The 21,323-nt window shown below is 44.1% G+C and carries 21 protein-coding genes; 7 read left to right on the forward strand and 14 right to left on the reverse strand.

Translation table 11 applies throughout. From position 1 onward, the window contains the following. Window positions 1-84: 84 nt before the first annotated feature. On the reverse strand, window positions 85-606 hold the full coding sequence (locus OH455_RS13885; protein WP_269981804.1) for a phytanoyl-CoA dioxygenase family protein: 522 nt from the start codon (window positions 604-606) through the stop codon (window positions 85-87). 501 nt (window positions 607-1,107) lie between these two features. After that, complete coding sequence (locus tag OH455_RS13890; RefSeq protein WP_269981805.1) at window positions 1,108-1,560, reverse strand: hypothetical protein; 453 nt, start codon at window positions 1,558-1,560, stop codon at window positions 1,108-1,110. 275 nt (window positions 1,561-1,835) lie between these two features. Here OH455_RS13890 and OH455_RS13895 point away from each other — a divergent pair, with 275 nt between their 5' ends. After that, window positions 1,836-2,861 carry an IS110 family transposase gene (locus OH455_RS13895; protein ID WP_269981806.1) on the forward strand — a complete coding sequence of 342 codons (1,026 nt, stop codon included), beginning with the start codon at window positions 1,836-1,838 and terminating at the stop codon, window positions 2,859-2,861. A 486-nt stretch (window positions 2,862-3,347) separates the two neighbouring features. Here OH455_RS13895 and OH455_RS13900 read toward each other — a convergent pair whose 3' ends face one another. The 7 genes from OH455_RS13900 to OH455_RS13930 all read right to left on the reverse strand — a co-directional run bounded on the left by OH455_RS13900 (window position 3,348) and on the right by OH455_RS13930 (window position 11,583). After that, the gene (locus tag OH455_RS13900; protein WP_269981807.1) at window positions 3,348-3,674 is read right to left on the reverse strand and encodes a hypothetical protein; all 327 of its coding nucleotides are present in this window, start codon (window positions 3,672-3,674) and stop codon (window positions 3,348-3,350) included. After that, window positions 3,667-4,014 carry a hypothetical protein gene (locus OH455_RS13905; RefSeq protein WP_206370146.1) on the reverse strand — a complete coding sequence of 116 codons (348 nt, stop codon included), beginning with the start codon at window positions 4,012-4,014 and terminating at the stop codon, window positions 3,667-3,669. Before OH455_RS13905 ends, OH455_RS13900 begins: the two co-directional genes overlap by 8 nt. A 225-nt stretch (window positions 4,015-4,239) precedes the next feature. Further along, entirely contained in the window at window positions 4,240-5,085 is an 846-nt protein-coding gene (locus OH455_RS13910) for an MBL fold metallo-hydrolase (protein WP_269981808.1), read from the reverse strand. A gap of 142 nt (window positions 5,086-5,227) precedes the next feature. Continuing rightward, complete coding sequence (locus OH455_RS13915; protein WP_269981809.1) at window positions 5,228-5,773, reverse strand: rhomboid family intramembrane serine protease; 546 nt, start codon at window positions 5,771-5,773, stop codon at window positions 5,228-5,230. Between the two features lie 277 nt (window positions 5,774-6,050). Beyond that, window positions 6,051-7,994 carry a methyl-accepting chemotaxis protein gene (locus tag OH455_RS13920; RefSeq protein WP_206370144.1) on the reverse strand — a complete coding sequence of 648 codons (1,944 nt, stop codon included), beginning with the start codon at window positions 7,992-7,994 and terminating at the stop codon, window positions 6,051-6,053. 935 nt (window positions 7,995-8,929) lie between these two features. Continuing rightward, on the reverse strand, window positions 8,930-9,790 hold the full coding sequence (locus tag OH455_RS13925; RefSeq protein ID WP_206370143.1) for an HDOD domain-containing protein: 861 nt from the start codon (window positions 9,788-9,790) through the stop codon (window positions 8,930-8,932). A 536-nt stretch (window positions 9,791-10,326) separates the two neighbouring features. After that, window positions 10,327-11,583: an adenylosuccinate synthase gene (locus OH455_RS13930; RefSeq protein WP_269981810.1), complete on the reverse strand. Its 1,257-nt coding sequence runs from the start codon at window positions 11,581-11,583 to the stop codon at window positions 10,327-10,329. Window positions 11,584-11,689: 106 nt separating this feature from the next. Here OH455_RS13930 and OH455_RS13935 point away from each other — a divergent pair, with 106 nt between their 5' ends. Continuing rightward, window positions 11,690-12,559: a LysR family transcriptional regulator gene (locus OH455_RS13935; RefSeq protein WP_269981811.1), complete on the forward strand. Its 870-nt coding sequence runs from the start codon at window positions 11,690-11,692 to the stop codon at window positions 12,557-12,559. 60 nt (window positions 12,560-12,619) lie between these two features. On the opposite strand, the gene OH455_RS13940 is transcribed toward OH455_RS13935, so the two are convergent. The 3 genes from OH455_RS13940 to OH455_RS13950 all read right to left on the reverse strand — a co-directional run bounded on the left by OH455_RS13940 (window position 12,620) and on the right by OH455_RS13950 (window position 14,855). Further along, window positions 12,620-13,357 (reverse strand): SDR family NAD(P)-dependent oxidoreductase, encoded by a 738-nt coding sequence (locus OH455_RS13940; protein WP_269981812.1) that lies wholly within the window; start codon window positions 13,355-13,357, stop codon window positions 12,620-12,622. Between the two features lie 132 nt (window positions 13,358-13,489). Beyond that, entirely contained in the window at window positions 13,490-14,026 is a 537-nt protein-coding gene (locus tag OH455_RS13945) for a GNAT family N-acetyltransferase (RefSeq protein ID WP_269981813.1), read from the reverse strand. A 268-nt stretch (window positions 14,027-14,294) separates the two neighbouring features. After that, window positions 14,295-14,855: a sugar O-acetyltransferase gene (locus OH455_RS13950; RefSeq protein WP_269981814.1), complete on the reverse strand. Its 561-nt coding sequence runs from the start codon at window positions 14,853-14,855 to the stop codon at window positions 14,295-14,297. 239 nt (window positions 14,856-15,094) lie between these two features. On the opposite strand from OH455_RS13950, the gene OH455_RS13955 reads away from it, so the two are divergent. Then, entirely contained in the window at window positions 15,095-15,967 is an 873-nt protein-coding gene (locus OH455_RS13955) for a LysR family transcriptional regulator (RefSeq protein WP_269981815.1), read from the forward strand. Between the two features lie 47 nt (window positions 15,968-16,014). On the opposite strand, the gene OH455_RS13960 is transcribed toward OH455_RS13955, so the two are convergent. Continuing rightward, window positions 16,015-17,688, reverse strand: coding sequence for an amidohydrolase (locus tag OH455_RS13960; RefSeq protein WP_269981816.1), 1,674 nt, complete (start codon window positions 17,686-17,688; stop codon window positions 16,015-16,017). Window positions 17,689-17,956: 268 nt separating this feature from the next. Between OH455_RS13960 and OH455_RS13965 the strand changes: the two genes are divergently transcribed. The 4 genes from OH455_RS13965 (at window position 17,957) to OH455_RS13980 (ending at window position 20,493) form a co-directional block, all read left to right on the forward strand. Further along, window positions 17,957-18,427, forward strand: coding sequence for an OsmC family protein (locus OH455_RS13965; RefSeq protein ID WP_269981817.1), 471 nt, complete (start codon window positions 17,957-17,959; stop codon window positions 18,425-18,427). A gap of 109 nt (window positions 18,428-18,536) precedes the next feature. Next, window positions 18,537-19,736 carry a DEAD/DEAH box helicase gene (locus OH455_RS13970; protein WP_269981818.1) on the forward strand — a complete coding sequence of 400 codons (1,200 nt, stop codon included), beginning with the start codon at window positions 18,537-18,539 and terminating at the stop codon, window positions 19,734-19,736. Continuing rightward, window positions 19,733-20,053 carry a N(4)-acetylcytidine aminohydrolase gene (gene yqfB, locus OH455_RS13975; protein WP_045976383.1) on the forward strand — a complete coding sequence of 107 codons (321 nt, stop codon included), beginning with the start codon at window positions 19,733-19,735 and terminating at the stop codon, window positions 20,051-20,053. Before OH455_RS13970 ends, yqfB begins: the two co-directional genes overlap by 4 nt. After that, on the forward strand, window positions 20,053-20,493 hold the full coding sequence (locus tag OH455_RS13980) for a GNAT family N-acetyltransferase (RefSeq protein ID WP_269981906.1): 441 nt from the start codon (window positions 20,053-20,055) through the stop codon (window positions 20,491-20,493). The genes yqfB and OH455_RS13980 overlap by 1 nt, the downstream gene beginning before the upstream one ends. Here the strand turns inward: OH455_RS13980 and OH455_RS13985 are convergent. Next, window positions 20,486-21,250 (reverse strand): substrate-binding periplasmic protein, encoded by a 765-nt coding sequence (locus OH455_RS13985; RefSeq protein WP_269981819.1) that lies wholly within the window; start codon window positions 21,248-21,250, stop codon window positions 20,486-20,488. The genes OH455_RS13980 and OH455_RS13985 overlap by 8 nt on opposite strands. Between the last annotated feature and the right edge of the window lie 73 nt (window positions 21,251-21,323).

The following is a 21,323-nucleotide window of genomic DNA, read 5'->3' on the forward strand; positions in this document are numbered from 1 at the left end:
CTAATGTGAAATTATTCGCCCGTTCGACAACGTCTTCGATTGTTTTACAGTCTATAAATGGATCATGCCAAAACTCAGATTCTGTCATCGGAGCCATAGTTTTAGGATATTGTTTTTATGTGAACCACGAATGAAACGCAAAGGAGCGCAATCAGGCTCAACATCTGTGAGAGCGATCCAAACCGTTAAATTCCACCAACCATCTCGCCTTTCTTGTTTGGGCCTTAAACTAGGTTTGTTATTGCCAATTTCCTCACCATCGAAATCCCCCCACTCTTGATGCCAACCTGTACCGTTTTCTCCTGGTTTCTTGTGAAAAATTTTTGAGCGCCAAAGCGCTAAATCGCTTCCAATTAGGGACTGTAGTTGTGGGATCAAAGCTGCACCTGTGATCAACTCTTTAATCTTCGTCGATACTAAATGCCAATCCCGTACAGAATACCGACCGTACAGAGGATGAGGCTCAGGGCTTAGAGCTATCTCCCTAGCTTCCATGAAAACATCTTGAATTAATTCAATATTAGCGAACCTCGGTAATGGTCCTAGATAGCCATCTCGGTGAAAACGTTTGATTTGCTCTTCCGTCAATCCTTTATTCTTTTCCATTGATTAGCTGCCAGCCCTGTGATGTAAAGTAAAGAGCATTCAAACTACAATCTTTATCGAATAACCTAAAATTATTAATTTATAATTTATATTTAGAGAAAAGGTTTAGTGCTCGTTAAATGAGTTAATAACGACTTAAAGAATTAATTCGGAATGGCATTAACTTAGACTTTATTTAACAATGACTTGTTTCAAACAATGTGTTAACCCTTAGTTTCTTAGACGCACACTTATTCACAGGACTCCAAGCGAAAACCCATGACGGCGTTTATTCTAATCGCCATGAAACCTTGATAGGACAAACACTTTAGTAAGCTACTGAAAAGCATGAATTATAATGAACATAGCCATGCTCAATCAGTATGAAGAAATCGGGTTTGAGGGAAAGTGGGCAGGACAGATACTCTGCCTATGCGACCATTCAACGACTTGTCGTTTCTGAGAGTGGCTGTCCCTTTAGTTGTCCTTTAGTTCTTTGATTATAGCGTCCAGCTATAGAGGTTATAAGGACTCGTAGACGTCATTGGAGACAAAGGGCACCTGTATTTGATCTTGTATTGTTAAGAGTGCTTGCCTATCGACATCAGTCGGCATTTCACCATTAAGCTCATGCAAGCCAACGTATTCGTTGAAAAACGTTTGAATGTCTTTAGACTGCTGCAAAACGGACTGCTTAAGAGCCCTAACCTGCTCGCCAATACACTGGTTGTAGGCGTACTGCGCTAAGTAACTGAGCACGACTCTTTGCTGTTCCTTAGACAAATTTGACAACCATTCTGATTGTGGAAAAACGTCACTGCCTGACTTAGCCAACTCGAAACAGTGTTCTTTTTGTGTCAGCAAGGCTTTGTAGGGCTCGGTTAAACTCGGAGAGGAACATCCCACCAACAAAACCAATGACAAGCTACAAAGCCGCTTCACTAACGCACTTCCAAAATTTCTGTTCTTGACCATAAGTATATAGCTCTTCCTGTTTTGCGAGGCTGTAGACTTGTTTTCTTAAAACGGGGTTTATCGACGCCATTGCATTGCCGAATTCATCCCAATGATACTCATAGATATCCTAGGCTGCATGAATAAGTGAAAGTGGGTAGGACATATACCTTGCCTATGTGGCCATTCAACGACTTGTCGTTTCTGAGAGTGTCTGATGAGATGGTCACCTCTATCTCGGCATCGCAATGTGCCATGATTAAGTTTTGATAGAATCAAGGATAAAGGTGACCAACATGAAATATAGGCTTATTAGTATCGATTTAGCAAAAAATGTGTTTCAGATTGCTGTATTCGACCAACAAAACAGACCGGTTTTGAATGGCCAAGTACGCCGAAATAGATTGTTGGACACGTTAAGGCAATACGCCCCAACCACTGTTGTGATGGAAGCCTGTTACAGCTCAAATTATTGGGGGCGTGCAATTGAAAAGCTTGGGCATACAGTGAAGCTCGTACCTGCACGAATGGTTAAAGCTATGCTAGTGGGGAACAAAAACGATGCTAATGATGCGATTGCCATTGCTGAGGCATCTCAACGGCCTAAAATCCACTTTGTTGCAGTTAAAACGATTGAGCAACAAGATATTCAGTCGTTGCAAAGGATACGGAGTCAATTCGTTAAACAACGAACGGCCACTGTGAATCAGCTTCGAGGGCTTCTGGCGGAATACGGCGTCGTCACAGAACCCAGCAGCACCTGTTTAATAGGTGCTATCCCGACGATTCTGGAAGACCCCAATAATGAACTCTCCCATATCACTCGTTCATTCGTTTTAAAGCTCTGGGAGCACTACAAGCAGCTTAGTGAAGAGATTGACGCGCTGACACAACAACTGATTAGTTGTGCCCGTCAACACAAGGATTACGCGCTATTATCGAGCATCCCTGGCGTAGGGCCTCTTGTCGCTTCAGGCATCATTGGTTCGATAAACAGCGTTGGTGAGTTCAAAAATGGTCGGCAACTTTCCGCGTGGTTAGGGTTGACGCCATCTCAATACAGCAGTGGTGACAAAAACTCTCTTGGAAAAATCACCAAACGCGGAAACCGAGATTTAAGGAAACTGCTCATTCAGGGGGCAAGAGCGGTGATAAACTGGTGTGAACGAAAATCGGACCCACTCAGTCTGTGGCTACAGACATTAAAGCCCAAGATGCATGTCTGCAAATTGGTCGTTGCCCTCGCGAATAAGCTGGCACGGATTATTTGGGCCGTCTTGGTAAAAGGAGCGCCTTACAATCCTGATTTGGCGTGTGGCTGATAAAGAGAACCATCTGTAAAAGAGCGGTAATACACTGATGTAATAAAACGGTTTGTCTTATCCAAAACCTGTTAGGGACAGCGGCTATTGAAAGCCATGTGTGTGTAGAGGAGGATAAGACGTCAATTTGGAACTCATTAGGGCGCAGCAAACTCAACGTTGCTATAACGACAGGGTGAGAGCATACTAACTTAATCGTTCAATCCGAAAACATATTGATCATTTTTCAAACTGGGGAGTTTGTATTTTCTCGGCAGTTTTCGGGAAATTCGACTTAGATTTTAAGTTCGAATACGGCTTGATTAAGAAGTGAGCGAAGTGTGATCCCGCCCTGGCTATAACGACGCCGGATATATGTCGCAAGACCGTCGACCATCAATGTAAATCTCCGCAAAGGAGACCTATGAATTAGCTCAAAGAAAAGATTGAAATTAATTTCAATCGGGCCTTGCGATCAGCGAGGTGACCATATATGTCCCTTTAGTTTTAATGCCAACAGCCACATCCGTTTAAAGCTGATGGGTTTTTAGGTAGTTTCCTGAGTGTGTATTCATTCACTAAGAATCGTTTTTCAAAGTTCCTTTGATTAGCACCAAATGCTGGTAAGTCCCTTAAGATTGCGACAATGGCTTGAATCTCTTTTGATTCGAAGGTATAGCCCTTAGCCAACAGGTCGTCAAGAACGGGCATGAGGTTTCTATAGACTTCATTGGCGTCGTTTCTACTTCCAATTTGTCGAGCCATTTTAAAAAGCATTGAATATAGCGGTGATGATTGTCCTAGTTGACTTAGTATGGCAGTTAAATTACTCATCTAGAATAGTCCTTGCGATAATCACGTTTAAAACGAATTGTAGAGATAGGTTAAATAAATAATCTGATGGTAAGGTTTGCTCACTGTATTCAAATATCGGGTATCCATATTCCACAAAAACTATCATTACATAAAGGATTGCTATCACTCTTAACTGAAGCTTGGTAAATAGTGCGGCCCCTTTAAATTTTGCGAACAAAGCAATTACCACAATGTAGTTTAGTAGAGGGATTATAAAGGCAATAACCTTCTCTACAATATCTCCGTAATGGTTATAAGAGTTCATAAATGCCGATGAGAGCACTATGAGCAAAAATAGAGCTAATGAAATTTTTTTCATAATTGAGCCTTGAATTTCAACAATAGTTATATTTACAAATTTCAACAATTTAAATCAATAACTTATATCTAATTTAATCGAACATTATTTTCAAAAAACATAAGTCACTCTCTATTAAACATAAATAATATTTTATTTATTAAACTTCATCCTAGTTGACTTAAATAGTTAACCTATAAAGTGAGCACAGAACGCCACACTGAAGTTGTTATGGTTCTCACTTCGCTAAACGGTAATACACCGACCAGTAGGTATCGCTTCCAAACGTTCTCCTAACACTTCTTTTAACAAGTCATAAGCCTTCTTCCCTGTGCAGTGACCTGTATACAGTTTATCTATGGGGTATTGCAGCAACGCCCGCCCGAGGTTTCTGATATCGTCCTTAGACCCACCAATACTGTTAAACAATGGCAGTCCAACAAGGTGAAAGCCCCCTACCACTGCTTTTATCTTCTCGCCTGGGAAGTGGTGAACCGCCGTATCGACCATGTTAAGAACACCACTATGCGCACAGCCAGTAAATATCACTAACCCGTCATGTTCTTTAATCACAAGGAGTAACTCGTGATCGAATGAGTCGTTCTCCCATCCAGTTTGAGATTGTGTGTAGAGGTATCGATTACCTTTGGGCTTGTCGTGCTTGCTGCTGATATCCGTGATAGCAAATACATTGGGTGCTATTTCAGTGGTCTGATTCACCAAAACCAGTCGATCATGGCTATTTTTTAGCAAATCCATGGTAATACCGACATCATTTTTAAAACCGTAAGCGCGGAAATAATAGTTTTTTTCGGAGCAGTGTTTCAAAAACACATTGGCTTTCGAGTTATGGGCAACAAAATCGACAGCACCATTACAATGGTCATGATGCCTGTGCGATATCACGGCGATATCTACGTCTTCGATGTTCACATCTAATCGCGGCGCATTTCGACAAAACGTATCACCACTTCCCATGTCGAATAAAATTTTCAACGACTCAGTTTCGATATGCAATGATAAACCACGCTCAACCGCTAGATCTTGCCGACTATCCAATCGAGTATTGTCGACGAGTGTTGTTATTTTCATACTGTCCTTTTGTTTGATTTCTGATGTGTTCACGAGCGCCACATTGTGATGGCAGCTAAGGGGCTACTCGGTAACAAAAACCAAGTATAGTGAGCATATGTCGCTACTCAGCGATTTAACATGCCAAAGGTTAGCTATCAAATTAGACTAAGGGTGAACAGCGACCTTTGCCACTTAGTTGGAAGCAATGTGAAAGTACGACACCTACGGTATAGCTAACCACATGACCCAACTTTGGAAGATGGGACTCACTGAAAACAACATCCAAAGCGAATGCAGGGCCGATCGTAAACGTCAACACTGCCAACGCTAACTTGCCTTCAACCTCTCGCTTTAGAAACATAACCAGTCCCGCGCCAGCCAATCCTAAAATGGCTTGGGAACCACCAGTGCCTAAATTCCATGGCTCAAGCACGGTGAACGTACTGGCCAAGGTGCCAACTACCCCCGACGTAAACCACACTGATAGGAAAACACTAGCCCCTATTTTTCGCTCAAGTATACAACCAAGGGCAAACAATGAAAGTGCGTTGTAGATCATGTGGTACTGTTTGACATGAATGAGCTGAGAAACCGCTAAACGCCATAGTTCTAACTGCAAAATATGCTGATATGTTAAACCTCCGAAAGGCTCCAGTTCAGTAATACTGGCCTTACCAAATAACGAACCAGTGATTTGAAAATTCACACAGAAAGAGACCACGACCGTCGACAATACCAAGGTTAGCGTGGTGTAAGGTATGCGCTGTGTGTAAATACTCTAATGGCCCATCTAGAGTGTTGACCGAGGAATTAAGTGTCGATGAAGTTGATGGAACAGACACTTTGCCTGCCAGTCAAAGTCTTATCGTTTCTTAGATTACACCTACCCCTTAAATTTCATTCAAATATGGTCGCAACTTCGACCTAGAATTTAGACCAAAACAAAGACGTAGAGCCTCTTATAGATAGAGGCTCTTAAAGTGTTAAGTAGACTTAAAAAAACTCAGCTGACCTTGCTGCCTTTCAGACAACTCTGAAAGAAACGATGCAGCTTCAGCACTTTGCTTGATACCCTGTACATTTTGGCTGAGACTCTCATCAATCTGATGGATGTTATCGTTCATAGATGCAATGGCTTGGCTCTGCTCATTGGCGGCCAACGACATTTCATTATTCTGGTCGATGATCTTAGTTATACCATCGAGCAATGAATTCATGTCTTCTTCACTTTGTTTGGCCAGCGTTGCGTTTTCGGTGACTTTTCCTAAACATACGCTTACAGAAGTCACCATATCTTGTGAGCCATCCTGCAAAGAACGAACTAGCTCTTGAATAGATTCGGTATTATTGGACGTTTTCTGGGCAAGCACTCGAACCTCATCCGCAACAACGGCAAAGCCACGGCCACTCTCACCTGCCCTAGCTGCTTCTATTGCAGCGTTGAGCGCCAACAAATTTGTTTGTTCAGCCACATTCTCAATCAAACTAACAAACTCCGTTACTCTTGTAGAGAGTTGCTCTAAACTCCTAGCGACTTGAGAAGTTTGATTCAGCTCCACAAGAAGTTCATCTGACAGGCTCGCTCGAGCTTCTGCCGCTGACGCACCTTCTTTCGCAATTTCTATTCCCTGCCTTGCGTAAGTTTCTGCACCGTTTGCAGTACTTGCCACTTGTTCCGAACTCGCAGCAAGCTCGGTGCTGGTTGAGGCTATTCTTTCTATTTGCGCCTTTTGCTCTAGAGCATTACCTTCAAGTTCAACCATAGTCGAAGCAAGTTGTGTCGCAGAAGACGCGACATCTGAACCAACCCCCCTAAGTTCACTCACTGTTTGATCTAAGATTTCTAGAGTTTTATCGGTATTGGCGCCCAAACGACCAATTTCGTTGTTGCCGCTTACATTTGCTTTTTGGCTAAGCACGCCAGAAGACATACCATCAATCGTTTCACTCAGTGAACGTATGCTCAGGTTAAGGTGTTTGGCTATCCATACTGCTAATATAAGCGCTATAAGTGCAGCTAGTATTGATGAGGACACAAGAGCCGTTTCCGTGGTATTGGTAAGAGTAATCCCCCTTTCTAGAGATTGCTTGTTCTTTTCTTCTAGTTCGGAAGATAAGGTTGATAACATTTCTCTCAATAACGTACCCTGCTCACCAATTAAATTAATATCCTTGGTCAACGTTAGATAACCATCTTCTAACATCAAAATTTGTTTCTCGTAATCCATAAGCACTTTTTTGAGGGCTAAATTAGCCCTATTCGAGCTGAAGGACTCCAAGGATTGTTCAAAACTCTCTAAATTAAGACGGATTTTATTGAGATATTCCGTGTTTGCACTGCGTTCTAGGCGAATAAGGTTTTGCTGGATTTGACTTGATAACAAGTAAAGCTCTGACAACAAGTCTCGCCACTCTTGACGCTGCTCAAAACTCATGACTTTGTGTGACGTATAAAACTCGTTGTTCGCCCGTGATAACGCTGAATTCAAATCAGGCAACGATGCGGATAATATATGAAGGGAGCTCAAACGTTCAGCCAACACTGTTTGTGTCACACCGTACTGATTAAGTGCATTGATTATGTTATCTTTCAGATCTGTGTTGATCGCCAACACGCCATCGGCACTATCTAGCTGAGAGAGCCTTTGTTTAACTGTCTCGCTGAGTTGTCCAAATTGTTTTCGAGCCTCATCCCATGTAATTTCGCCATAAAAAGCGCTAGCAGAAGCCATACGTATTCGATAAACGTTGCGCTGTGCCGACATTAGCTTGGCAACATTATCCGAACTAACGAGCGACACGTGGCCGCTCGACTTTGCTTCTCTAAGAAGGACGTCTGACAAGATTGTAGATGCGGCAAATAGAAAGACCGCGATTAAAACAGGTGCTACGATTTGAGCCATTATGGGTAAATTGTTGAACTTCATGACATCCACCACTGAACTTTTTTACTTTTTAGCATTAAATTTGTCTCTCTCGCGATAGCAACCAGAAGCAAGTAGAGTTGGTTTCCTTGTTTTATCCTATCTAGGCTAGTGATTAGAGTCGTCAATTGGCCCTGAAGCTTACTTATCGTAACAATTACATCATCCGGTGGCTGTTGCGGAAACAATAAGATTGTATTTCTAATCTGCATCTTTGCGCATTGTAGATCCCATATGGCTTCCACAAGCTCATCACACTCTAAATCTGAGCATGTGTTAAGGTAGCTATCGAGCACTGCTTGAAGTGACAAACATGACTCGCAAAAAGAAGTGCTACCCGATGAGGTTTGGCAAGTCCCGCTTAAACACCTACAACCTATCTTCTTCCTAGCCCTTATCGGAATAATATTATCTTCGGTTTGACTATCTAATGTTGGCTTAGGTTCTCTGTACAGACTCATTCCAATTTAATTAACTCCAACCGCTATTTTTGAACTTAACTGTTGATAGCTGTTATCAAGAGGTTTTCGTTAATTATTAATAGTTAAATTAGATCTAAAAATTTAAGAAACCGACAATTTTAGTCACAGATAGTTATAAATAACGTATTTGCAATAACCTAGAGATACCGATTTATGAGGCAACTAATTTCAAAAATTGGGGCAGCAATTTTCAATCTTTTGTCTCTAGACTCTTGTACTCTTGGTTTAAAGACAAACTCAAATTCTTCGAACATTTCGTAACGAGTAAAGGAAGTAAAAATAATGAAAAGGTTGGTAGCAAGAGGTGGATAATACAGCCACTTTGCTCTGACGAGAAATCCTACTCTCAGCAACACGGTTCTCTAGTCAGGCTGTGGGAAGCATTCGCTTTCTGACGCTTGGCAGAGTAAGCCCCGTCTAGAATGGCATGCCGCCAACCAGTAAGCAAAGTGTCGCCTAACGCTCTAACTCGTCATTGGCTTGTGTATATAAGTCATCGTAGTCGTCTTCCAACTCCTTAAAGTCTAGCGTGGATAATCCGAGTACCTCAGAAACGCCTAGTTCGACATCCTGCCAATCAGGGGAGTCATTATGACGCTTAGCACGCTCAACGAAATTTTCTGCCACTTTGAGTATCGCTAATGCCAGTTGGGATTCACTGTCCAAAGTAGTATCGAAGAAATTCGTATTGTGATGCTGTAAAATAATTGCGCACAATGGTTTAGGCAAATGCCAAGAATTAGCAATAAAGTAGCCTAGAACCGCATGGTTGGTATGGTATTTTTCTTCTTCTAATACAACGGAGTTACAGCCTTTGTGATTTGCTTCGATCAAGACTTCTTTGTAGTCGTCAAACCGTAAAGCCAATAACGGAATACCACAATTATGAAGCAAACCCACTGTATAGAGCGTATCAATAGGCACTTTGTCTTTAATTCTATCGCCAATAAACAGCATGGCATTGGCAACATCTAAAGAGTCATCCCAAAAACGTTCCAATGAAATCGAGGCTTTTCCCTGAAGGGCTGATTTAAGTAGTAAAGAGGTCACAAGGCTATTTATTGTAGTGAGACCGATAATCATGACCGCCTGTTTTATCTCGGATATCGTTCTGCCCATACCATAGTATGGCGAATTAATTACCTTCAATATGGCTGATGAAAGTCCAATATCACTTGAAATTAGGTCCGCGACAAGACTGATGTCGGGCTCTGGTTCGCCCATTATCTCCTGCAATTCGGACAACACTGTAGGCTTCGCTGGTACCTGAAAACTGGACACCACTGATGCTATTTTTTCTTCATCAATATCAACCATCTTATCTTCCCCAATGTTGGCCCGCGCTCAATGACAGCGACACACTTAGTACAGCTAGTACTACGTTTTTATTGCGAGTAGAGCTTGCTCATCAAACAATCCCAATAATTCTGGACTGGGTAACGATGAATAACATTCGCCCCGCAAAGCCAATACGTTCTCGACTAAAAGGCGTATCGACTCCTCTAAGGTTAGTTAAGGCGCGAATAAGTACAAAACCGTTTTATGGATAGATCTAACCACAAATGCCAGTGAGGTGTTGAAAGCCTTGTAAGCGGCATGCGTATGGGAAGGACACCGCACAGAGGCCACTTTAAACAGGAAGAGAAATTCAGGACAGATACTTTACTCTGCTTTGCTCTGATGAGAAATCTTACTCTCAACCGCAGAGTTCTCTAATCAAGCTGTTGGAAACATTCGCGATCTGACACTCGGTAGAACTGTGCTGGCTTAATCATGCATTACGTGCATAAAAAAAGCGGCTTTACCCCGGAAAAGATAAAAGCCGCTTGCCAATAAGACGTACTATCGACGTCTTAGCGCATAATCATTTGCTCACGCCCAGGACCAACCGATACCATCTTCACTGGTACACCCATCAGTTGTTCAATACGTAACACGTAGTGTTTTGCAGCGATTGGTAACTGTTCAAATTTACGACAACCTGTGATGTCTTCGCTCCAGCTTTCCATTGTCTCGTAGATTGGCGCGAGTGCAGCCGTTTGAGGCCAGATCGGGTTTTCACTGTGCTCACCTTCATAGCCGACACAGATTTTGAGATCTTTAAGACCCGTTAAACAGTCGACCTTAGTCAGAGCGATTTCCGTCGCGGCTTGAAGTTCAACGCCGTTCTTTGTTGCTACCGCATCAAAGTAACCCATGTCACGTGGACGACCTGTTGTTGCGCCGAACTCACCCGCTAGCTCGCGGAATGCATCTTGCTCTTCCATTGCAGTGATTAACGTACCAGTACCGACCGACGAGCTAAACGCTTTTGCTACGGCAATAACACGCTCTGGACGCAGAGCAGGAAGACCACTACCGATGCCTGCGTACATAGACACAACGTTTGAAGAGGTGGTCCATGGGTACTCGCCGTATACCAGATCACGGCCAGCACCGAGTTGTGCTTCGAATAATAGAGTTTGATCTTTTGCTTGTCGTTCTTTTAGCGGAAGCGTTACGTTGCAGATAGCATCACGCCATGGCGCCGACACTTCCAGCAACCAGCTAGCCATCTCTTCGGCGGTTTGTTCAAACTCGAAGCTTGGGTAAAGCGCACGTAGCTGTGGGAGTTTCCAGTCCATCCAGAATTTGAGGCGTTCTACTAGAACGTCAGGTTGCTGTAGCCATCCCACTAAGATACCTTTCTTCATCACACGGTCACCGTATGCAGGTGCAATACCTTGCCGAGTCGAACCGTATGCTTGGTCACCTAAACGTTGTTCTTCTAACGTATCTTCTTGTGCATGCAAAGGTAGGCACAGTGTTGCGCGATCAGAGACGCACATGTTCACTTTAACCCCAGCTTGTTCAACTTCCGCGATTTCCTGTGACAGCGCTTCAGGGCTGATAACCATACCCGGGCCTAAAACGGCCAAACAGTCAGGGTTGAAAACGCCACTTGGTAGCTGGTGTAACTTAAACGTCCCTAGATCGTTAACGACGGTGTGGCCCGCGTTGTTACCACCTTGGAAACGAATACTTGCAGAGGCTTGCTCTGCCAAAAAGTCAACGATGCGGCCCTTGCCTTCATCACCCCAGTTTGCACCCACTACAACGATAGACGACATAATTCATTCTCCTAAACAGACCGGAAAATCTTAGGACGCTCGCATAAATAAGAGAAGTTAATTATACTCATCAACTTGATAAGAAAATCATATCGAGCAATTTTCTATGTTAGATTTGAACTGGTTACGTACATTTGTCACCTTGGCAGAAGTGAAACATTTCGGAAAAACAGCGATTGAACTGCACATGACGCAACCCAATGTCAGCCTTCACATCAAACAGTTAGAGCAAGCTACTCGTACCAAGTTGATCGAACGCAACCCAGTACAACTGACTCAAGCGGGAAAGCGATTGTTAGACACCGCACAACACATGTTGAATGAGCTGCAAGTCTGCCAATCCGATCTCAATGCACTCAGCGATTTAACCCAAGGTACGCTCTCAATTGCGGCGAGTGATATTGTTTCACGACTGTTACTTATCAAACCATTCCAACAATTCAAAAACGAGTATTCTGGTATCGACTTAGCGTTGTTCAACACGACCTCATCCCAAGCGGTGGATTTGGTAAAAAGTGCTCGAGCTGATATAGGTTTTGTGATTGCACAGAAAGAGAGTCAGCCGCTGCACTTTACGTCACTTACCCAGATCCATTGGTGTGCTTTCGGCGATAACCTCTTCGATTGGCGCGAGAACAGCGAAGAGAATCAAACTCTCATTTTGTTAGGTCACGATACTCGAACACGTGAGTTGATTGATGCCTCTCTGCCGGGGCTAGGCCTGCCGAGACACAGGGTGATGGAAGTAGGCAGTGTAGAAGCACAAATAGATTGGGCAGAAGCCGGGTTTGGCACCGCCATTGTGCCTGACTTCTCCCTCAATCCAAGGTTGAAACTCTCTAGAAAGGTGACACCGCTACCCAGCTTCCCCAATACTGACTTCGGTTACATTGTTCGCCAAAATCAAGTACTGTCCAAAGCCGCAAAACAGCTTCTTAAATGGGTAGCTGAGAATGTCTCTCTTGAGCAATATTAACTTTCGAGGAAAGTGTTAGGGTGCCTGTCCTCTTACTCCCCTTACTCTCTTGTTGGCAATCTATGCCAATGATAGCCCACCATCCACGACCAATGTATGACCAACAATATAGCTCGCCTTATCAGACAACAAGAACTCGATCGCATTGACGATTTCATTCACTTCTCCGAAGCGCTTCACCGGAACGACATCAGATACATCGGCGCGAATACTCGGCACCTCAAGCTGGCGCTCTTCCCAGCGTGGCGTCCATGTTACACCGGGTGCTACAGCATTGACTCGGATTCCATCGGCAATGCTTTCAAGAGCAACGGAACGAGTTAATCCTTCAAGAGCGTGTTTAGCGGCACTGTACATTGATGCATTGGGAGTCGGTCTAAGACCATTAACGGAGCTAACGTTAACGATTGATGCCCCCTCCTTCATCAATTTTAGTTCGGCACGTAAGCATAATGCTTGGGATAAAAAGTCCACGTGCAGTGTTTCTTTGAGACGTGATACGTCTACGTCAGTAATACTCCCCCTAGAAGCCAGTGTTGGTGATGCGTTGTTTACTGCAACATCCAGCCGCCCATACTGTTCTGCGATATGAGCAAACCACTTTTCTAGTGCTCGTTCATCCGCGATGTCGACCGTCTGGTAATCCACACTATTTAGCTTGGGATACTTAGCTAACACTTTAGTCCACGTTTCTTGTGAACGAGAGCAAGTGACGACTTTATATCCTAGCTCTATCAGTCTTATGACCACCTGTAAACCAATGCCTTTCGAGCCTCCAGTAACCAGCGCAACTTTCATTCGCAACTCCTTCTCGCTGTCTTCGATTGCTAACACCACATGAAAACCAACAAATCCGATATCTTACCTACGCAGGTAACGACTTGTCCTTTCTTAGGGTGCCTGTGCCTTTAAGTTTTTAAGTTTTTAAGTTTAAAGCGCCTCACGACCAAATGACGCGTGCATGGCTTGTCCGCTGGGTGTCTCAAATTGGATAAAGAGCATAACAAGATCCACATCGTTCGCTTTTGACAACGTATAGTTTTCACCGACGATACGCGATACTGCAGACTTCCAGAAACTGAGCGCGCCTGAATTTTCTTGCAGAATTCGAATCTGCCACTTGCCCGGATAGGCTTTCACGACTTGCGCCAAAACGCCCCGACCGACTCCCTGACCTTTAAACTTGCGTAGCACAAAGAATTGCTCAATGTCGTACCGTTTTGGGTCACTGGGGTAACGACGAACCAGAACAAAACCAGCCATTTCGTTGTTGACCTTTATGAAATAAGGAGTGTGGTCATCTCGCTCCCAGTAAGGATCGAACTTTGAAACATCATACCCATCGAAATGACCATCTTTAGTTGGATTCCATTTCATATACTCTGACATGTCGTAGACGTAATAACAGAACAAATTCTCAAGTACGTATCGCTCTTCAGGTTTTATTTTTACTAGTTGAACTTCCATTATTCTCCTTGCCAGCCAACGTTCATACATTGCACGTGGTTCTATTTCGTTGAGCACATACTCAATTTATTCTCGCTAGACCATCATTGGCGCTTTAACTAGTGAGTGAAAGAACGGGACTATAACAGACATGCTCATACTGAATGAGTGTGCCAATCTCAAAAATAGCCAAGTCATCGCTTTCACATCAAATTCAACATTAAAGCTGTGAATGAGGCGAATAAACGCAATAATCAGTTCATCCATGGCATAACAACACAAGGCTAAGTTATCTTTGCTCGATAGGTTTTATGACTTTACAGGGATTCCCTGCAGCTACCACGTTAGAGGGTATATCTTTTGTAACAACACTGCCCGCTCCCACCACACTGTTTTCGCCAATGGACACCCCCGGACAGACGATAACCCCGCCGCCTAGCCAGACATTATTCCCAATCGTGATGGATGTACCGAATTCTATCCCTTCTTCCACCCGACCTTTGACATCTAATGGATGACCTGCCGTATAGATTTGAACATTTGGAGCAAATAATACGTTGTCACCAATGTCGACTTGTGCAACATCTAACACGATACAATTGAAATTAGCGTAGAAGTTTTTTCCCAGTTTGATATTAGAGCCATAATCACAGCGAAACGGTGGCTCGATATAGGCGCCTTCGGAATCCGGAATTAGAGTATCTATCGCTTCTCGCCATTGAACCGTATCAGGAATGCTGTTGTTGAGCTTTTGTAGTTTTTTTCGGCAATCAATACGTTCACTGTACAGCTGTTTGTCCCAAGCATCGTAGGGTTCACCTGCGAGCATTTTCTGTTTTTCTGTTATCATTGACAGCCCCTTGAATTCCAGTTACCACGACGCAAATCGTCGCACAATCTTAGTCAAAAATGAGCCTATTTCGACTCTTGATTACCCTGTATGTGAGATCGCAACTTTTATTGTCGTGCCAGTGACAACAAATAGGTTGGCATCGACATTAATCAAGTCCAACTTGGTCTCCATTGTTCACAACGTTACGAGTATTTTCTAAAATGGGCTCTATTGCCTTAACTGCTCGGAAATCACTGATGAATACCACTCACCTTAAAGCTCTTCTTCTCGCCATTGAAAATGGTTCTATTTCAGCGGCAGCGCGGAAGCTCGGTAAAAAGCAGTCTCAGGTCAGCCAGTGGATCTCTGATCTTGAAATTGATTTAGGTGTCACTTTCTTTGATCGTACAGGTAACAAAAGTACCTTGAGCGAGCAAGGTGAGCAATTACTTCCTTCCTTGACTCATACGCTTGCCCAGTTGGATAAACTCGCCGATAAAGCAGCTGCAATAAGTTTTGGTGAGCCAATCGCTGTACGCATAGGTATTGAGCATTATGTACCTGAATCATTGCTGTTAAACGCCATCGGGGATCTTTTTCAGCTGCCCAATCTTGATGTCGAGATCTATCGTGGGGAACATACTGACTTACGAGAAGCTTTGGTCGCTGGAGAAGCTGACGTTATCGTTCGACATGAATCAAATCAGCTTCATCAGCCAGACGTGGAATGCGCCAAACTGGGATGTTATTCAGAGGGCTTAGTTTGCCAACACTCTATGTCTCTAGCGAAGACTCAACCTGTATCGATTGCTGATCTCAATAAACACAAAGAACTGATATGGGGAGAGGTTGGCGAAGAGGGTGAAGGTTTCAGCCCAGATTATGCCATCATCAGTGATTTATCTATATTGATTAAACTGCTTGAATCTGGTCATGGTTTTGCTTTTCTGCCCTTAGCAAACATCAAGGCACAGCTTGAGACTGGTAACTTAATTAAGCTGGATTCTGAGTTTGAACAGAGTGATATCCCACGACGCGTCGAGCTGAGCTGGCGACCAGGACTGACCCTGTCAAAAACAGGCCATCAAGTTATAAAATCACTCAGACAATGCCATGAATTCACGCGCTAATCAGCTGGAATACAACGCCGCACTAGAGGATAGTGCAGCGCGATGATTTATTCGTCGATGTCATAGACAACTTGGCCATTGAGGAACGTCATCCAGATATCTGTCTTTTTGATTTTCTCTGCCGACAGTTTTGTAATATCACGCGATAGAATCGCAAAGTCTGCCGCTTTGCCCACTTCAATTGAGCCCGTAATGTCATCGAGGCCTAAACTCACTGCCGCATTGATGGTATAGGCGTCTATGGCATCTTCCACACTCGGCAAGCCGGTTTTGCCCATAATTAAACTGTTACCAATCCCAACCAAAGGATTGATGTCATGCACATTCCAGTCACTGCTTAAGGAAACGTTAGCACCTGTTTCGAATATGGCTTTCAGGTTCATGAGTGCTCGTGTTCTCTTCGCGCCGAGAAACGCCTCCGCCCATTGATGCTCGTGATAGGCAACATAGTCAGACCCCACTTGAAAGTCCGCGGTTACATTAAGTTGAGAAAAACGTTCGACGTCTTTCGAATTCACCAGCTCTACATGGGTCAGGGTGTAGTTTTTATTGCTGCCTTGCTTACGCATGCCCTCTATCGCATTGAGGGATTCGCGTATCGCTCCATCACCAATCGCGTGGATATGCGCACCATAGCCAATTTTATCCAATGCGTTGAGCCAATCAGCCATTGCTTTGGGCGGAATGTAATTAATACCGTAGGGCTCGTCTGGAATATAAGTGTCTAAGTAAGGTGCGAGCGTCTTCGCCGTCCCATTGACCAGAATACCATCGCTGTACATTTTGACTTGATCCACCAGTACAAGACGCGACTTGTCTGTTGCCAACACTTTAGACAGGAAGGAAAGTTGCGGCTGCATTGAATCTGTCGGGTAGATCCAAGGCCTTAAAGAAACACGTGCCGTCAGGTCACCGCGCTTTTCTGCTTCTTTCCATACTTCATACCAACCACGTTTCCAGTAGAGTCGGCCATCACCTATGGTGGTAATTCCATGTCGTCGCGCTTCATCGAGCCCAGCCATCATTCCTTCATAACTTTGATCAAACTGTTCTTCAAGACTATTCCAAGCCATCTCCATAACAATATCGCCAGCGTTATCAAACAAGATGCCATTGAGCTCACCAGTCTCTTCATCTTTGAGGATCTTGCCACCTTGTGGCTCCGGTGAATGTTTATTGATACCCGCGACATCTAACGCAACCGAATTGACCCACATTGAGTGGGAAGTCTGTTCCATAATGATCACAGGCTGATCAGGGAAAATCGAGTCGATGACCTCTAATGGCGTCCGTCTGTTGTCTTCTGCCAGCACTGCTTCTATCGAAAAACCATAGCCCATTACCCACTCACCTCGGCGTGCCTCTTTACGACACGCTTTTAGATAGGGGATTTGTTCTTCAATCCCTGCATCCATACTCAGCTCACATTGACCGCCCGCTTCCGACGCAGCCTCAAAGACATGATTATGGTTGTCGATAAAGCCCGGTGCGATAAAACCACCGTCCAAATCTATGGTTTCAGTCATCGAGCCAGCGAATCTCTTCATATCTTCTTGTGAACCGACATAAAGAATTTTACCGTTGGCGATAGCGATCGAATCGGCGTTTTGATGACCGTAAATATGGGCATTGGTTAACACCATCTCCGCAGAGTCAGCAGCGTGCAGATTGCCATTCATAGTTAAACTCAGTAGTAGTGTCAGAGGGGAAGCACATTTCATTGGCTTGGGTTCCTTTTTATTTATCCCTAACGTTTCATAGTATAGGGCTAGTCTCGAAACACAGCCTATCAAGCCATTGTAATCGATGAAAAATAGTCACTATCAGAGTTTTGGGATAGCGATAAAAGCCTATAAGTCGGTAGAGACTGCAATCAGAGTCGATAAACGCTTCCGAATTATTGACATACTGCCTATGTCACACCCCGTTAATACGATATTCTACGAAGGTCTACTTCTCTTATTTTGCATCATATTCATGGAGGAATGCATGTCAGATTACAGTGCTACCATTCGCTGGAAGCGGGCCGAACATGAGACATTCAGCGACAACCAATACAGCCGTGGGCATCTGTGGGAGTTTGACGGCGGCGTCCGTGTCCCTGCGTCTGCATCACCTCATGTGGTACCGTTGCCTTATTCGGTCGAAGAAAATGTCGATCCTGAAGAGGCATTTATTGCCGCTATTTCAAGCTGCCACATGCTGACATTTTTAGGGATTGCTGCTAAACGTCGTTACGTCATCGACTCTTATGTTGATGAAGCCATAGGCATTATGGAAGAAGATGACAAAGGTCGAACCTCGGTAACGAAAGTAACCCTAAGACCTAACATCGTGTTTTCTGGTAGCAAGCAACCTGATTACGCCCAGCTAGAGAAGATGCATCACCTCGCTCATCAACATTGCTTTATCGCTAACTCTGTAAAAACAGACATTGTGACGGAGATTCTTAGTCGCTGATATTACGAGAATTAAGCGAGGTAACGATCCCGTGTGGACGTATTCATGTTAAACTCAGTGCCAAATACTGGGTTTACCCCGCTTCACTAGTTAGATTCAGAGTGTACAGATGCCATTCTCTAAGCTCGGCTTAAGCCAACCAATTACCGACGCCATTCAACAACTGGGTTACGATAAACCGACGACGATTCAGACCAAGGCTATTCCTGTGGTTCTGCGTGGCGAAGATTTAATTGCAGCCGCACAAACAGGTACAGGTAAAACCGCTAGCTTTGTGCTGCCAATGCTGGAAAAATTGAGTCAGGGAGAAATACAGCGTAAGAAACGTATTCGTGGTTTGATTCTCACGCCAACACGTGAGTTGGCTGTACAGGTTGAAGAAAAGATTCGAGACTACGGCCAACACCTCGCTCTTACGTCACTCGCGATGTACGGCGGTGTGGATGAACAGGCTCAGAAACAAGCCCTAATTGAAGGCGTGGATATTCTGGTCGCGACACCCGGTCGACTGATCGATATGTATGGCAAACACGCCGTACATTTTGAGGAAGTTGAAATGTTGGTACTGGATGAAGCCGACCGTATGCTCGATATGGGGTTTATTGACGACATCAACAAAATCCTTGACCGACTGCCAACCGATATTCAGCACTTGCTGTTCTCCGCCACTCTATCGAATAAAGTTCGAGACCTAGCGAAAACAGCGGTACACGATCCATACGAGATTTCAATCTCAGCCAATCAAGCGTCGAAAAAGAATATCGAACAGTGGCTAATTACGGTCGATAAAGACAAGAAGTCCGCTCTCCTCAGCCACCTAATCAAAGAAAACAATTGGGATCAGGCTCTGATCTTTATCGAAACGAAACACGGCGCAGCCAAACTGGCTCAACAATTGGAAAAGCGCGGTATTGAAGCCGAAGCGTTTCACAGCGGTCGTAGCCAAGCCGTACGTTCTCAGCTACTCGAAGATTTTAAAGCGGGCAAAATCCAATACATGATCGCCACAGGTGTCGGCGCTCGTGGTATTGACATTGAAGGCCTGACTCGTGTTATTAACTACGATCTGCCTTTCCCTGCTGATGAATACGTACATCGTATTGGTCGAACAGGTCGTGCGGATGCACAAGGCGAGGCCATCTCCTTTGTATCTAAAGATAACTTCAAGAATTTGTGCATGATCGAAAGCCGCCTCGGCCATCTGATTGAACGTCGTGACGTTGAAGGATTTGAGCCGCGTAAACCTGTGCCTATTTCCATTTTAAACTACGTACCTAAACACAAGCGTCAAAACAAGGATTCCCAATGATCGCACCGACCAAAATTCTCTTTTTTGAGTTTCTGACTCCACTGATCACTTGTGGTAAAAAAACCATTACCATTCGTGATGAATCAGAAGCTCATTACGTGCCAGGTACTCAGGTTGAAGTCTTCACCTTGGAGAAAGATGAGAAAGTATGTGAGGTGAAGATTCTAGCGGTAGAACCCCTTCACTTTGACGATATCAACGAGTTTCACGCTGAGCAAGAAGCGATTGAGCTACCAAAACTTAAACAGCTGATTCGGGAAATCTACCCCAATACAGACGAGCTTTTCTTGATCACTTATGAACTGGTTGATGCATGATCGACTTTGATTTTCGCCCGGCTACACCGGGCGATTTCGACTTCTTATTCTCTCTCAAAAAGAATGCAGAATACGACGCGATAAAAGCCGTATTCGGTTGGAATGAACAAGTGCAACAACGTATTCACCTTGAAGAGTGGCAAGAAGACCAGCCCTCCATAGTGACTGTTAACGGTCAACCCATTGGCAGCTTTTTGCTGCAAGACAAAGGAGAACACTTTTACTTTTGTCGTTTCTTCCTGCTCACCCAATACCACGGCAAAGGAATGGGAAGCAAAATCCTGCAATACTGTATTGAGCTTGCCGACGCAAAACGTAAGTCTATCCAACTGTGCTACTTACAAGGAAATCAGGTTGGTAGACTATATCAGCGCTTTGGGTTTCATATCACCGGCGAAGACAACGCTTTTATCTACATGAAAAGAGAGCCTCTCATTTAACTCTCATGTTCTCAAAGTAATCATAGATGAGGGCTTCGTAACGCCCATCTTGCTTCATATCGAACAGTACTTGGTCAAAGCGCTCGAGTAACTCGGCATGACTGCGCTCTTTGGAAAAAGCGATGTAGCTGGGTGTTGCTTCAACGGGAGGTGACAAAATATCAATATCACTATCCAACCCTTCTCTAACCAGAATGCTTCGGGCGCCAAATTCATTGTTCACCCAGATATCAGCGCGTTTAGTGCGCACCAGGTGAGCACATTCTACCGTGCTGTTTTTTTGGAAAATCAGCCGAAAGCGACCTTCCTTAATCTTCGCGTCCATCCGTTTTCCGTAACTTACGCCGTTAACGACACACAACGCAATATTGGATACATCACCCGCTAAAATTTCCTCAGGTTTGTAGTTACTACCTTTGAGCGCCATCAAACTGATGTTTTGAACGAAGAGGACATTCTGACTAAAATCGGCAAATTTCTCGCGCTCAGGATTTTTGAATGCGGTAAATATGCCATCAGCCCGGCCACGCTTCACAAGTGTCAATGCTCTTGCCCATGGTAGTACCGTAATGTTGACGGGAGTTTCAAGCTGGTGAAATACATACCTGACTAATTCAACCGCAACGCCTGATACCTGTTGTCCCTGCATTTCTATGTAGGGAGGATATTCCAGCGTGACCAAATCAACTGGCCTTGCCAAACAAGGCTTTACGGCCGCTAGAGCAAGAATGATCGTTCCTAAACGCAACCACTTCATCCTCTCTCCTTCATACAAAGCGATGACTCAATACGAAAGTTTAGTGAAACTATCAGCAATAACTTCATTGGAT

It is taken from the genome of Vibrio sp. T11.5, from assembly GCF_027587155.1.
GTDB classification, from domain to species: Bacteria; Pseudomonadota; Gammaproteobacteria; order Enterobacterales; family Vibrionaceae; genus Vibrio; species Vibrio neptunius.